At 44.9% G+C, this 15,614-nt stretch carries 8 protein-coding genes; 3 read left to right on the forward strand and 5 right to left on the reverse strand.

Annotation, left to right across the window (positions count from 1 at the left end):
- Positions 1–143: 143 nt before the first annotated feature.
- Positions 144–1,037 (reverse strand): LysR family transcriptional regulator, encoded by an 894-nt coding sequence (locus FCL46_RS24285; protein ID WP_136810620.1) that lies wholly within the window; start codon positions 1,035–1,037, stop codon positions 144–146.
- Between the two features lie 167 nt (positions 1,038–1,204).
- Between FCL46_RS24285 and FCL46_RS24290 the strand changes: the two genes are divergently transcribed.
- On the forward strand, positions 1,205–1,387 hold the full coding sequence (locus tag FCL46_RS24290; protein WP_136810619.1) for a hypothetical protein: 183 nt from the start codon (positions 1,205–1,207) through the stop codon (positions 1,385–1,387).
- Positions 1,388–1,516: 129 nt separating this feature from the next.
- Positions 1,517–2,158: an HAD family hydrolase gene (locus FCL46_RS24295; RefSeq protein ID WP_136810618.1), complete on the forward strand. Its 642-nt coding sequence runs from the start codon at positions 1,517–1,519 to the stop codon at positions 2,156–2,158.
- Between the two features lie 690 nt (positions 2,159–2,848).
- Here FCL46_RS24295 and FCL46_RS24300 read toward each other — a convergent pair.
- Positions 2,849–4,087: an MFS transporter gene (locus tag FCL46_RS24300; RefSeq protein WP_136810617.1), complete on the reverse strand. Its 1,239-nt coding sequence runs from the start codon at positions 4,085–4,087 to the stop codon at positions 2,849–2,851.
- Between the two features lie 498 nt (positions 4,088–4,585).
- On the opposite strand from FCL46_RS24300, the gene FCL46_RS24305 reads away from it, so the two are divergent.
- Positions 4,586–5,512: a homocysteine S-methyltransferase family protein gene (locus FCL46_RS24305; protein ID WP_136810616.1), complete on the forward strand. Its 927-nt coding sequence runs from the start codon at positions 4,586–4,588 to the stop codon at positions 5,510–5,512.
- A 511-nt stretch (positions 5,513–6,023) separates the two neighbouring features.
- Here FCL46_RS24305 and FCL46_RS24310 read toward each other — a convergent pair.
- The 3 genes from FCL46_RS24310 to FCL46_RS24320 all read right to left on the reverse strand — a co-directional run bounded on the left by FCL46_RS24310 (position 6,024) and on the right by FCL46_RS24320 (position 15,286).
- A complete protein-coding gene (locus FCL46_RS24310) occupies positions 6,024–7,532 on the reverse strand; it encodes an IS1182 family transposase (protein WP_136810870.1) in 1,509 nt (502 codons plus the stop codon).
- A 315-nt stretch (positions 7,533–7,847) separates the two neighbouring features.
- Complete coding sequence (locus FCL46_RS24315; protein ID WP_136809083.1) at positions 7,848–9,362, reverse strand: TolC family protein; 1,515 nt, start codon at positions 9,360–9,362, stop codon at positions 7,848–7,850.
- Positions 9,363–9,634: 272 nt separating this feature from the next.
- Positions 9,635–15,286, reverse strand: coding sequence for a tandem-95 repeat protein (locus tag FCL46_RS24320; RefSeq protein ID WP_176371625.1), 5,652 nt, complete (start codon positions 15,284–15,286; stop codon positions 9,635–9,637).
- Between the last annotated feature and the right edge of the window lie 328 nt (positions 15,287–15,614).

Consider the following 15,614-nt stretch of genomic DNA (forward strand, 5'->3'; position numbering starts at 1 on the left):
AAAAGGGGAACTTGAGAGTGGCAACTGCTAGAAAACGTCGGAAGGAGCGCCTCGCCGGAACCACTATTGAAAAAGTGATATAAGATCATCAGGGTGTTGTCTTTACACTGAGGTTCCCTGCTGTAAGCAATAAATACTCATAGCTATCGTGCAGGGACTGCTCTACTCCAGACCCGTGACAATGTTGAAAAGAGTGTCTCAAGTAAGACTTCATCTTTTCTTCGTTTAAGGCAGACTATAGAAAGAGGGAGGTATATTTCCTCATCAGACCAGACAGCAATATCCGGTCTACCTGCAGAAGTCACCACGTCATCTTCAAGCAAAAATGCCAGACCGGCTCCCGCCTTAACAACCGATTTTAAAATCGATTCCTGATCTACCAGCGCCACTTGTTGTGGATTCAGTCCGTATTTTTCAAAAAAGTTGGCAGCAACAGCATTAAACGGGCAGTTTTCAGGTGTCATTATCCAGGGAAATCGCCCAAGTTCTTCAGGCGTTATGTTTTTCAACTTGTTTTGCCAGTCAAGCGGCCCGGCAATAATCAATCGTAGCTGCCGTAATTCATGGATATGCATTTTTTCTGATTGAGCATTGCCGTACATAAAGCCGGCATCCAGCACATCGTTTGCCAGTTTTTCAAAAACTTCGCCGCTCATGCATTGCAACAGATGGGTCTGGATATCGGGATGGTCCGCCTTCATGGTATCAAAAAACTCTGTGATACGTAGAGACTCAGGTTCGCTGTTGATCCCAATGCGCAATTTGCCCTGCACTATGGACTTGAGTCGTCTGGCGGCACTGACAAGCTCATCAATGTCTTCAAAGACCTTGTCAGCATGCATTTTCACCTGAATTCCTGCTGCAGTAAGCATCATGCCTTTTGGAGATCGCTGAAAGAGACTCACCCCCAACTCATCTTCAAGGGATTTAATATGCGCACTTACTGCAGGCTGACTGGCAAACAGACGTTTTGCCGCTCGTGTCAGATTTCCTTCCTCTGCAACCATTGAAAATGTTTTCAGTTGATAAAGTTCCATAGCAGTCGTTGGTAGAATTTTTCCCTGGATTACAAATCATACACTATCTGTCTTAGCAATGGTGATCATAATTTCTGAACAGGGTCATCCAAAAGGACAATTGGAATCTTCATCAACATCCACTGTATTCTCCTGATATACCAACTACTCAATCACGGGAGAACACCATGAAGATACGAACCATAAAGAGTGTGCTTGTTTATTTTCTCTACCCCGAAGACACAACCGGCCCCTGTTCAGCTCCACCGGAAATAGCTCAAAGATATATCTGGGCCACAACAGCCAAAACAATATTCTGGATTATCTGCTCAATAATTGTTCCACTTATCTTTATCGTGTTAACCAGATAGTCCAATAGAATTATGCAGCTTACAAAACTTCTTGCGCAGATCATCGATTTTCATGCAGCATGGTACGATTGTTCCTTTCGAATTTTTAGTGTATCGTTTCGCTCCACCAATTCTACAAAAGGGCAATAGATGAAAATATATGATCACTACCTGTTCGACGCTGACGGAACGCTTTTTGACACTAAAGATCTGATCTTTAACTGTTTCAAGCATGTAGCAGGGGAATTCACCGACAGAGTTTTAGACAAACAAGCCGTTATCAACGATATCGGGCTTCCACTGCGGGATATGCTCATCTCTCATCTTGGCGCTGATCTTGATTATGATCGAATTCTCGATGAATATCTCCGCTACCAGCTGACGATTATGGAAGACAGCGTTAAACCTTTCCCCCATGTTCTGTCCACACTTAAAATGCTCAAAGAGTCAGGTAAGAAACTCGCTGTCGTCACTTCCAGAAGGCGATATAGCCTTGATATAATCCTTGAATCCACCAACACTGCACAATATTTCGATATCCTCGTAACACCTGAAGATACTGTAAAACACAAACCTGACGCCGAACCAGCCCTGAAAGCCATTGAACTCCTTGGTGCCGATAAGCACCATTGTGTCTTCACCGGAGATGCACTTTTTGACATCTGCAGTGGCTCAAGTGCAGGTATTGACACCGTCTTTGTTAACTGGAGTCATGTTGCACTCTCTTCTCTGCCTGTTCCTCCTACCTGGGCAATTGACTCGATGCAGGAACTTACCGCCCCGTTAGCGTAATTACTGCCAACATCCTCCCCTGGAGGCTATCCTAGAATGCCATTTATCCCCAACTCTTCGTCATTTTCGGTAATACCAGTGCTTGAAATATCATTCATATATCTCCGCTTGTTATTATCAAAATCCCTAGATCTGAGAACAACTGTCCATTCTCTGTGCCCCTCCTAAGGCATCCATTATTCTCTCGTAATCGATCATTTCGGTAATCATTGCCTGAGAAAATTTCTTTGTCCCCATTTTATCCTCAGCCTCCATTCAACCCCCATTTGTTCGCTAGGTTGACTGCACTTTTTCCCATAAAAGCATTTAATCTTTTTAGCCTTTCTGCCGATATCAAAAGTATAGTTTGAGCATCTCAATCTCCTCACTCCACAGAACAGCCCGGTTTGCTTCATAGCAAATCGGGCTGTTTTGTTATATTCCGTTATTGATCCTCAATTCCCCTCAACGTTTCTCCTCAATAGAACCGACTCCAATCAAAAACAAATAGAATACTGTGGACATCAGTCATGGCGTGTAATGAAGAGAACAAACACGCAGCCTGAAGTTCGAATGGTGGATGAGATATTTCTGGTTTTACTTCCCAGAATACGTAGTGTCAGAAGTCGTAAGAATGTGAAAACGGCGAGCAGGATTAGACATCTGAGGCATGACAGGCCAGTAGTTTATTACCAGCACTTATCACTATTCTCAGCTGGTTTCGCTATCCATTTGGGCAGGTAAGCCATAGCAAAGGAAAACCGCTATAATAGTGAGAGAGGATGCCATGAAAAAGCTTGAAGAAAAACTTGTGGTGATTTCGGCAAGGCTGCCGGCAATTGCCGGTCCTGCAATCTGGCCGATTCCGAAAGTAAAGGTTACAAAACCAAACACGGATGCGACACCTTGCGGACCGGTAAAATCACCAATCAGTGCAGCGATGATGGTGGGTACACTGAAAGCGACCAGACCATAACACACCACCGAAACATACACGGAAATCATGGGCCACTTCATCGCCACCAAAAGGTAGGCAGCCGTTTGAATGCTGAAAACCAACATCAAGGCAAATTTTCTCCCATACTTGTCTGAGAGATAACCAAAGAGAGGTCCTGAGCCAAGACTTATTAATCCCACCCATGACCAGATGTCTCCAGCTGCCTGTTCTGAAAGCCCTCGTTCCTGAACAAGTGAAGTAACCATAAAGGTGATGTAGATGACATAGGTGAAACCGAACAGAAAATAGATCGCTGCACAACGGAGTATAAGTTTGCGGTTTTTTCCTTTAAGACTTTCCGTCAGCCTTCCAGACCGAACCTGTTGCTTGCCCTGCTCTTTCATCGGAGAAGAATTCCGGGAGTTGCGAATGAGCAATACACAGCAGAAAGCAATGGCCAGCACTACACCTCCGAGCACTAGCCAGCTTAAACGCCAATCGCTCCCTGTACCGCTCAGCGCCGGGACCAGTCTGGCAGAGAGCAAAATACCCAGCCCGTTGCCCATCACACAAAGCCCTGCTGCCCTGCCCCTTCTTCCCGGCTCGAACCATGTCGATATAAGTGCCATAATCGGGATGTTGGAGAGAGCACTGCCGATTCCGGTCAGGCAATACAAGACAATGATCACCACCAGGCTTGAGGAAAGGCCAACCAGAGACATAGAAGCACCGACCAGAAGCAGGGCCAGGAAGATTAACACCCGTGCTCCAAGTATCGAGCTTAGTCGGCCACACAAAAGTACAGCCACAAGATAGCCGCAAAAATTGACCGTGGAGATCAGACCCATCTGAGCATAATCAAGCCCCAGTCCTGCACCCATACCAGGCAGCATCATCCCCAGCGAAAAGCGGCCGAGGCCAAGACTGGCAAGCAGGCCGAGGAATCCGGCAAAAGCTATTACCCAGCAATACGAACGGCTCTCAGACCGTGGGAAAAATGGAACCACTCGCATGACTGCACCTCTAACCTGAAGTATTAATAAAACAACTCGATATCAGCTTGTTAATCACAATTACACGAAAAATTCAATACATAAGCGTATATAGTCCAGACCTGCACAAGGAGACTACCTTACAGGGATATTGCATTATTTTCCCTCTTGGCAGCATACGTAATGTATCATTTTCCAAGATGTTACCTCGTTTACACCCTTTCATAATTTCTATGTGCTATAAACCACGAGATATGGGTAGACCAAAAACACAACTGTAGATTTATAGGGTTACACTTCAGAATAGCGTGTTCTCTTTCTTAGAAAGGACAAAGGGGCTCTCCATTATCCCAAATTTCTTGAGAAATAGTTTTATCGTTGTGAGTTTTATAGCATTTGAAAGAATTTGTGATTACGTAATTACCTTCGACTTTACTCTTATCAGGTATCACAACAGCCGAGCACAACTGCTGAACGCTGTCAGTGAAACCGTTTATCTTCACAACACAGACATTTTTTATGGCGAAGACCAAATATACATCCCCAATCACCCTGCTTGATGGAGGCATGGGTCGACAGCTTATGCGGATGGGTGCGCCGTTTCGGCAGCCAGAATGGTCGGCCCTCGCGCTTATAGAGGCACCAGACCTGGTGCGGCAGGCGCACGAAAATTTTGCTGAAGCCGGCTGCAACATCCTGACAACCAACAGCTATGCTATTGTGCCTTTCCATATAGGGGAAGCACGCTTTTCTGCTGATGGTGCTTCCCTTTCTGCACTTTCTGGTCGACTTGCCTCTGAGGTCGCCAACAGTTTCGGATGTCGCGTTGCAGGCTCGTTACCTCCACTCTTCGGTTCATACAGGCCGGACCTCTTCGTCCCGGAACAGGCACCGCATCTGCTGCGAGTGTTGATCGATGCGCTTTCCCCCTATATTGACCTTTGGCTTGCCGAGACCTTAAGCTCAATCGCCGAGGCCAGAGCTGTCGGTGCGGCACTTACCGGAGATGACCGGCCAATCTGGCTAGCATATACACTTCTGGATGGCGATGAGTCAGTGGGAAATGTGCCACGCTTACGTTCTGGCGAGAAAGTGGTCGATGCTGTAAAGGCCTCGGTTGAGATCGGGGCAGCGGCGATCTTGTTCAATTGCAGCCAACCGGAGGTCATGTTACCGGCAATCGACACAGCACTTAGCGAACTGCACCGCCTCGGTACCATCCTGCCGATCGGTGCCTATGCAAACGCCTTCCCACCTCAAAACCAGGATGCACAGGCTAATTCAGACATCCTGGATATTCGCGAGAATCTCGATCCCTTAGGTTATCTTGATTTCGCTGAGGCCTGGAGCCACCATGGTGCGACGATAATAGGTGGATGTTGTGGTATCGGCCCGGAACATATTTCAGCTCTCCATGCCATGTTTAACCCAAATATTGCCAAGTAAGCTTGGCTGAGGGTGTAGTAAAAACGCTCAATCCGACAGTCTCCTGATCGCTGATGACAAACGTGCTTTTTGAGAACGAGGATTTTGGCCACCTAACTCATCAATATTTTTAATCTTGTAGAGAATTAAAACTATGAGCGAGCCGGATGTTAAAAAGCTGACCACATCCGGCCCAAAAAACGTGACACTAGTGTCATGTCATGTGTCAAATGTCGTAATAATGCCAAGCTTTTTTCTTTTCCTGCAAGGCACGACTGATGGAGCATAGCAGCGCTATGTAACAGAAGGCGTAACGAAGCCAGGAAGTGAAAAGGGCGAGCAGCATTAGACATCTGAGGCATGACAGGACACTAGGAGGCTGTCCGAGAACAGGAATTTTAAATCGGACAAATCATAAAGCCTAGCAATCGCTGGAGCTTTATATCTCTGCGCAAAGGTAAATCTTATAATATGCACCTGAAAAACGCCTGAATAATGCAATTATACTGAGAATCAGGGCTCTCCATCATTACTATGCAGGATTTGCCAACAATTTGCCGTCCTCTGAACGTACTACCCCATTTATGATCGCTCTCAGTAACTTCCTCATGTTGTGAGCAGTGCATGCAAGGGAAAATTCACCACTTGCTTTCTCATACCCTCTGACACTGAATCTTCTGAAACCGATATTTTTTATCTGTCCGAATACTGGTTCAACGATAACTTTTCGTCTTCCATATATTTCTTTAGAGCTTACCCTCTCCATTTTCTCATTCATCTGTTGCCGTAAGGGCTCTTTGTCATCCGTGTTAATTGTTCGAGCATTACCCTGAGTTGATTTGCAACATCTGCTTTTATAATCGCACTCAACACACACATCAGAGTCGCCTTGATATGTTTTCCTGCCCGATTTTGATGTACGTATTAAAACGAGGGATTGGTCTCCAGGACAGGTGAAAAAATCACCCCGCTCGTTGTAAATAAAATCAGCCTTTATGAGCTTGCGGTCCGAATCATTTAACGGAATTTCACTTCTCTTCTCAGCTTTATCTGTTGCTACATAAGCATCGAGTTTTGCCGATCTTATTGCCTCAAGATTATCACCTGACATGTAACCATTATCAAAGCTCATCTTTGAAGGAAAACTGCCAGTCGTTTCCCGTATATTTTCTAACGCAGGTTCAACCTCGTTCTTGTCATTTGCATTTAGACTCAGATGTTGGGCAACAATCACTTGCTTATCCTCATCTACACATATTTGCCCATTGTACTGATAATCAAAGACGTTATTTTTTCCCATAATACGGGCATCCGTATCTGCAAAGCTAATTTGCTTTTTGTCCTCAATGGTTTTGCCGGGGTGTAGTTCTTGCTCCCGTTGTTCTAAGGCTTTTTTGGCTGCCTGTATTTTTGCTAATCGCTTTTCTTTGAACTGTAAATCTTCGGGAATACCATATCCGGTAGGTTCCTTATACTCCCTGTCCTCTTCTTCATCGCAGTTTTTTGCTTTCGCTATAAGGCTCTCAATTTCCGCTAGTAATTCATGTTCTTTTTCTTTGAGTCTCTTGTAACTCATGGCCTTATGCTTAGAAGTGTCAGCCTTAAATTTTGAACCGTCTAAGCTTACATGGCCAAGAGACGCAAGTCCCAATTGCATGGCTATCAGGACACTCTGCTTGAAACATTCATGAAAAAATTCAGCATTATTTTTCCTAAAGTCACTTAACACTCGGAAATTTGGGCATGACATCCCTGATATATACATATAAGCAAGGTCTACATGGCACCGTCCTTCTATCTGTCTTGAGCTGAAAAGGCCATGACTGTATGCGTATATGAGAATCGAGATAATCAACTTGGGATGATAGGCACGCTGTCCTTGCATGCTATACTGTTTTTCAATACTTGAGGTGTCAAGCTGCTGAAAAATATCGTTATACAGATAACATTCATGATTGTCAGGGAGCAGATCAAAGATATTGCTCGGAAACATTTGCCGTTGTTTGAATTCTAATGGCAGATTTTTGAATGGGGGTGACATAAGGAAACCTCTCTTGTTTTATTGAATACAAATTAACACAAAAAACAAGAATATGCAGCTTATCATGCTGTTATATATAAGCATTCCATCTCAACCTGTTTGCCATTTGCTAGGAAATTCAGCTACGATAAAAACAATTTAACTATTCTCTTTAATTATTGTCGGACAGCCTCCTAGGAGGCTGTCCGACAATGGCTTTTTCTCAAACTCTTCGGGATTTTCAAAGAATAATGCTCGCAATATCGATCATATGGCTGTGCTTATTTTTTAAAAATGTCTCGATTTTGACCAAAACCCTTATTCTCAGACACCCTCCTAGTCGTTTTTCGGAAGTTCAGGGATGGGAAATGGCCTGCCCAGCTCCCAGGCGAATTGACGGACAGCAATTCCGAGCTGAGTTGTAGTCTGCATCAGGGCGTTCTTGGCATCAATAAGATTATTCTGGGATGTAAGGAGATCTTGCATGGATGTCTGTTTAATCTGATACGACTTCAGCGACAGGGTTACAATTTCCTTCTGCTGTTTAAGATTGACTTGCTGGGTCTGCAACACCTTCTGCAAAGAAATTATAAGCTTTCTGGTATTTAGAATTGCATGAAACCGAGTACGCAGCTCAGTATTTTTGGTAATATCAGCAACCTTTCGTGCCATCGCCTTCGTCTTGACGTTGCTAAAGGACGTTCCGCCTGAAAAAAGCGGTACTGAGAGAACAAGAGCCAGAGTTCCTTCACCATCAAGTTTTTCAAGCTCTGTATCTTCGCGCCGATCATATTGGGCGCTCACAGCGATATCAAACCATTCATCTTGCGTGAACAGCAAAGACTGATTATCCGCAAGCATCTTTGTCAGTACAATCCCTTCAAACAACACACTGTTTTCCTGGAAAAATTCGTACAACTCTAACATTTCGGCAAATTCGACCTGATGCTCAATCTCTGGATACTGCTCATCAAGTGCCGCTAGGGAATTGATACATCCTGCAATATCCATCTCGTTTTGTAACAAGCCATCAAGCTGTGCAAAAACAGGATTTTCGTTACTTATCCCTGTAAAGTCGAGAAGCTCCCGAAATGTTACTTCCTGGGCCTGCTCATCAAGATCACGGCGCGTTTCAAGATCCTTAAGGTTTGCCTGGGCCCGCAGCAATTGCAATTTAGTTTGATCGCGTAATTCATACCCCTTATTAATTTTCTGCACATGCCCGGAAGAAATTTTTACCGAGTTTCTGATATTAAACAGCCTGTAGGTAGATTCAAGATAGCCCCCGAGAAGCTCTTTAAGCCTCAAGTCTAGTTGTTGGGTCTGTATAAGCAGCGTATTAACCGCAAGTTTTTCTTCGGCCTTCGCAACGTCAAGGGCAACCCCCAATGGTTTATTATAGATCGGCAGATTCATACTCAATCCCCAATCAGTATGGTCTCTACCGTCCTGGAAATTGTCAGGATCAATCTCAGGAGCCTCATAATGCAGTTCATGTACCTGCGAAAGAGCACCCTGGAGCGAAGGGGAATACCGTCTGGCCTGTGCAGTATACAGTTCATGCTGCTTTTGTTGTTTCAGGCTTCTGGCAACCAAAATCTCAGGGGCCTGCTGATAGGCGAGGAAAAAGAGTTTTTCATACACAGCAATGATTTCCGGCATGCGCACAGTCGAATCTGACGCTGTGAACTCTTCAATGACCTTTTCCTCTTCTGAGGAGAATGATGTCTCTGTTGCGGAACCAGCGGTCGATACCCAAACGACAAGCATAACGGCTGTTAAGGTGTGTAAAGCGGAGGTGATGAAAAAATGGAGGATGTGAACATCTTTCGGCAATAGTCTTCTATCCACAGATAGTTATCCTTTTTACCAGCAATGTAATTTTTCTCAATCGCGCACTGCAGTCGCACGCTATTCATTGAGTTAATTTGCCTCCATTCCCTTGTGAGAATGATGGGCTGTAGGCTCCGGTTCGACACCGGGATGGGTTGGCCTAAATCTACAGCCCCAAGAAGATATAGGACTGAGAACTGCTCGCTAGAAAACCAGATTCCTGACCTTTTTTACTCGTCGCCCAGCTCCAACAGTCTCCTATGCCCTACTGGACATTATCCTGTTTTTGTTCAGGCAACATCTTCTGGAATAACGACAGGCTGATCGACACTATCCAGAGGTGGTGCTTCTTCACCAGCCAGACCAATTTCTTCCTGTTCCTCTTGAGGATTGGCTGAAGTCGTGTCAAGTCCATCCATAGAACTCATATCATCGAGTTCCGAATCATTATTGGTGACAACAAATTTATCGACACCTCCCGAACTATCTTTAGATCCTTTTTCACCGTTACCGGTCACCAGGAACTTCTCGGTATCACCGGAAGAGCTGTCATCATCTGACATTTCCTGATCATCCACCACGATTGAAGGTGTAAAACCAATATCTTCTTCAGCTATAATATCCGGACTTTCGGTCATGAAATCATATGGATCATCTGCAACGTCCTCTCCTGTTCCTATCGAGTCTCCAGAAAGATCGGCTGTTTGATTATCCGTGGCAGCCCCTGATAGAGAGTCATTGTCCTCATAACTGTTTTCCTGTTCCATGGAATGGTTTTCAGAGAAACCGTTGGAAGGAAGTTCTGCATCAAGAGACCCGCCAAGCGATACGTCATCTGTACTTTCCGCCTCCTCTGCTGAAAGGTCAGACTGAACGTCTAAATCGTCGGAAGCTGTAAGAGAATCCTCTTCACTTTCATCTGTAATGGGCGTCTCTATATCAATATCCGAACCAAACTCAACCGATGGTACATCGATGGTAATATCTTCTACCAGTTCACCTTCAATATTGTCGGCGACCACTCCTTCAGGAGGATTCTGATACATCTCCTTAACGCCCTCTTCATCAAGAGCAGAGCTGAAAATTTTGGCATCATCAATCTTTCCGTTAAAGTGCATACCACCTTGCACAACTTCACCAGTATGGAGCAGAGACATACCGTTTACACCACCGATACCGGTTGGATCGGGATGAACACCAAGTGCATGTCCTTGCGCGACACCGACATTCTCTCCATCGAGGTAGGCAGTTAAACCATTATCAGAGACAACATCATCACCATCCAGGGTGACAGCCACATGATGCCACTCATCATCGGTTACGAGAATCTGCTGTCCGTTGGGATCCTCGGCCACGATAAAGCTACCTTCAATATTCCCGTCATTGCTGGCAAAAGCACCTATATAGAGATTGCCATCTTCTATATACACATTGAGGCCAGCTTTATTCCCACCTTCTTCATAGACCATCATCCGACCTTCTGATTGATCAGACTTGATCCAGAAAGACGCTGTACGCTGCCTGACATCAGCAAGATTAATATCCGTTGAGGACGTGACCTTGAGATAATCACCATCGCCGTCAAGAGTGAGGACACCATCCTCGATATGCGCATCACCTTGGAATTGCGCCTCATCTTTCACCTCACCGCCGGTATTATAGGTGTAAGACCCGTCATCGGTATTAAAGCGGAAGTTGGCAGTGAGCGGATCAGCCACAAAATCTTCAACACTGATCGTTTCATCTGCAAACTCCATGGATTCGGTATTTGCAAGGGTGGTAGTACCATCCCTTCCATCAACCGTATCATTTACCACCAGAGAATCACCGCTCTTGGTTATGGAATAATCATTGGCATTACCGGTAAAAAATACGGTATCGTTTCCAGCCCCGCCATCAATCTCATCAGTACCACCTCCTGCCTGAATACGATCATCTCCATCTCCTGCTGCAATGGCTACATTGCTGTCACCCACATAAATGGAATCGGTACCGGTGCCGCTGTCAGCTTTGCCAATTGTAACACTTGATGTTACCGTCGACCCTTCATCGTCCTGATGTGAGCTTGATACAGTAAGTTCAAAGTCATTATGGTTGGAAGCCGGAACAGAAAGGGTAAGGTCTGCCAGCTCATCCGGGGTGAGTGTCCAGCTGCCGTCGTCGTTTTGCGTACCGCTGGAAAGAACCCCGCCATCCGGCAAATTGGTGACGGTTAAACTAGCGTTTGCGCTCGAAGGAGCATCGATTAGGCCAGTGGTAATATTGAGCGGGTATTCCGTATTGTCCACCGGAGTGAAACCAATTGATTGTACGTTAAACCCATTAGCTTTTGAGCCTTCATTCCCCTGTAGAACTATATACCGAAAGTCTCCGGATGGTTGAATTTCAACAGTAAAGGAGGAATCTTTATTCGGCCCCTCAATAGTCCCGCTGTCTACCTGTTGGCCTGACTCGTCATAAACTGTCCAGGTTGTCGTTTCGCCTTTAAGATGCTTAAGGGTTAATTCAACAGATTGAGTTGATTGCTCAAGATCAATAGCAATCGCTTCATTCTCATCTATCTTATTCGCCTCATTCCCTTTCTCACCGGCTGAGGCAACGCCTAATCCGTTGCCGGCATTATAGCTGTTGCTCGTAGTAGAGTTTCCATTTGATAAATTCAGGTTACCTGAACTATCAACAACAGAACCTGCATCACCAAAAGAATAAATATTTGGACTATCTGCGCTGATTTCAACAGACTGTCCTGTTGAAGTGACAGTAGTTGCTTCGCCAAGTGATACTGAAAGCAGAGGTGTCTCTTCCAATACTATGGATTCAGTAACAGTAACATCCACAGACTTCACTACTGAGGCACCGTCATCATCAGTGGCCGTGACAGTTATAGTATCACTTCCGCTATAATCCCCATTAGGCTGGTAGGTAATAGTACCATCGTTGTTGACAATTACAGTACCGTTGTCTGCCTCTGCAGAAGTTATAACCGTGCCGTCAATATCAGATGCTGAAAATGAGAAAGATTTGCTACCATTTTCTTCAATAGCAAGTGTTGAGACAACATCAAGCGACGGAGCATCGTTAACATCATTTACTGTTATTGAAACAGTTTTGACTACTGAAGCACCATCGTCATCGGTGGTTGTAACAGTAATGGTGTCTGCACCATTAAAATCCGCATCTGGCTGATAGGTGATTGTTCCGTCATCATTGACGGTAACAGTACCATTGGCTGATTCTGCGGTGGTTGTAACTGTGCCGTCCAGATCTGATGCAGTAAACGAGATAGTCTTTGAACCATCTTCATCAACACTGGCTGTGGATACTACTTCAAGGGTCGGAGCATCATTTACATCATTGACCGTGACTGCAACTGTCTTAACTACTGAAGCACCGTCGTCATCGGTAGTCGTTACAGTAATAGTATCAGCACCATTGAAATCTGCATCTGGCTGATAGGTGATTGTTCCGTCATCATTGACGGTAACAGTACCATTGGCTGATTCTGCGGTAGTGGTAACTGTGCCATCAATATCGGATGCGGTGAATGAGATCGTTTTTGAACCATCTTCATCAACACTGGCTGTGGATACTACTTCAAGGGTCGGTGCATCATTTACATCACTGACCGTAACTGCAACTGTCTTAACTACTGAAGCACCATCATCATCGGTGGTCGTTACAGTGATCGTATCAACGCCATTAAAATCCGCATCTGGCTGATAAGTAATTGTTCCGTCATCATTAACAGTTACCGTGCCATTGGCTGATTCGGCCGTAGTGGTAACAGTGCCATCAAGATCGGATGCGGTGAATGAAATCGTCTTTGAACCATCCTCATCAACGCTAGCTATGGATACTACATCAAGGCTTGGGGCGTCATTTATATCATTGACCGTGACTGCAACGGTCTTAACTACTGAAGCACCGTCGTCATCGGTAGTCGTTATAGTAATAGCATCAGCACCATTGAAATCGGCATCTGGCTGGTAGGTGATTGTACCATCATCATTAACAGTTACTGTGCCGTTTGCTGATTCGGCCGTAGTTGTAACAGTGCCATCAAGATCGGATGCGGTGAACGAGATCGTCTTTGAACCATCTTCATCAACGCTAGCTATGGATACTACATCAAGGATTGGGGCGTCATTTATATCATTGACCGTGACTGCAACTGTCTTAACTACTGAAGCACCATCGTCATCGGTGGTTGTAACAGTAATGGTGTCTGCACCATTAAAATCGGCATCTGGCTGATAGGTTATTGTTCCGTCATCATTGACGGTAACAGTACCATTGGCTGATTCTGCGGTAGTGGTAACTGTGCCATCAATATCGGATGCGGTGAATGAGATCGTTTTTGAACCATCTTCATCAACACTGGCTGTGGATACTACATCAAGGCTTGGGGCGTCATTGATATCATTGACCGTGACTGTAACTGTCTTGACTACCGAAGCACCGTCGTCATCGGTGGTCGTTACAGTAATGGTATCGGCACCATTAAAATCCGCATCTGGCTGATAGGTTATTGTTCCGTCATCATTGACGGTAACCGTGCCATTTGCAGATTCGGCCGTAGTGGTAACTGTGCCGTCAAGATCGGATGCTGTAAATGAAATCGTCTTTGAACCATCTTCATCTAAAGTGGCTGTGGACACAACATCCAGGCTAGGGGCATCGTTAACATCATTGACAGTGATTGCAACTGTCTTGACGACTGAAGCACCATCATCATCGGTCGTTGTTACTGTGATAGTATCGGCACCATTAAAATCCGCATCTGGCTGATAGGTTATTGTTCCGTCATCATTGACGGTAACCGTGCCATTTGCAGATTCGGCCGTAGTGGTAACTGTGCCGTCAAGATCGGATGCTGTAAATGAAATCGTCTTTGAACCATCTTCATCTAAAGTGGCTGTGGACACAACATCCAGGCTAGGGGCATCGTTAACATCATTGACAGTGATTGCAACTGTCTTGACGACTGAAGCACCATCATCATCGGTCGTTGTTACTGTGATAGTATCGGCACCATTAAAATCGGCATCTGGCTGATAGATTATTGTTCCGTCATCATTGACGGTAACCGTACCATTTGCAGATTCGGCCGTAGTGGTAACTGTGCCGTCAAGATCGGATGCTGTAAATGAAATCGTCTTTGAACCATCTTCATCCACAGTAGCGGTAGAGACCACTTCCAGAGTAGGAAGCTGATTGGTTGTAACCTTAACTTTTTCAACAACTGATGTACCATCATCTTCTTTGATAATCGTTATGGTATCATCACCGTCATTTCCTTCCTGCGGTGTAAAAGTAACTGTTCCGTCATCATTGGTAACTATTGTTCCATTTTCTGCTGCAACAGTGACATTCCCATCATCTTCTGAAATTGGAAATGTTAGAGACTTTACGCCATCCACATTATCGGCAGCAATTGACACAACACTGAGAGATGGTATCTCATCTGTACCGTCAATCCGTATTACCAACTGGTATATCGAACCATTGGCCGATTGCACATTGAACGTTTCTACTACAGATTGACCTTCACCCAGCTGCCGCGCAGCCGATTGCTCAGTATCCAGCAAATAGGTAAACTCTCCATTCTCTTCAATGCTTAGAGAACCAAAAGTGCCTTCAAACTCGCCAATCTCAAAAAGACTGTCACCTTCCCCTACCCCAAACTCGTTAACTGCCCCAGATGTTGCCGTCACACCAGATACTGAACCAAGAGGAGTCTTCTCTGTCGTGTCACCATAGTGAAGATTACCCGCCACCGATGAATCATCGGTAAATCCATCTCGCGTTTCCCAGTTCTTAGCTTTGAGATTTTCCGCCTGACTACCATCATCAGTCTGAACATCGAACCAGCTATCAGTAGTGTTAATGCCTTCACCTTGAGGAGGATTCTGAGTGTTTTTGGGGGTGTTGTTATCAGGCATTTTTATTCTCCATAAAGGAACTTCTGCTGGTTCTGCTAAAATTCTCCGGGATACTCAACTGATATTATCACTGGGGGAACTCTTTAAAGGCGACAAGGTCAAGGGCGAAGTATTTCGCATTTTCAATTACTTCAAGAGTAGTCAATCAGAACATACCCTCGTAAACATAATGCAAGAAACATGCCCTGTACTCGCAAAACGACGCAAGCGATTTATCTGAATAAGTTGAGTAGAGTAGAGCACAAGAGATCTTACTGAAAACAGTAAGATAAAGAGGTAAAGACAATTCAGAGCTTCGAATTACTATAGTGAACTTCAAGTTGAGGAA

Source organism: Desulfosediminicola flagellatus, assembly GCF_005116655.2.
GTDB classification, from domain to species: Bacteria; Desulfobacterota; Desulfobulbia; order Desulfobulbales; family Desulfocapsaceae; genus Desulfopila; species Desulfopila flagellata.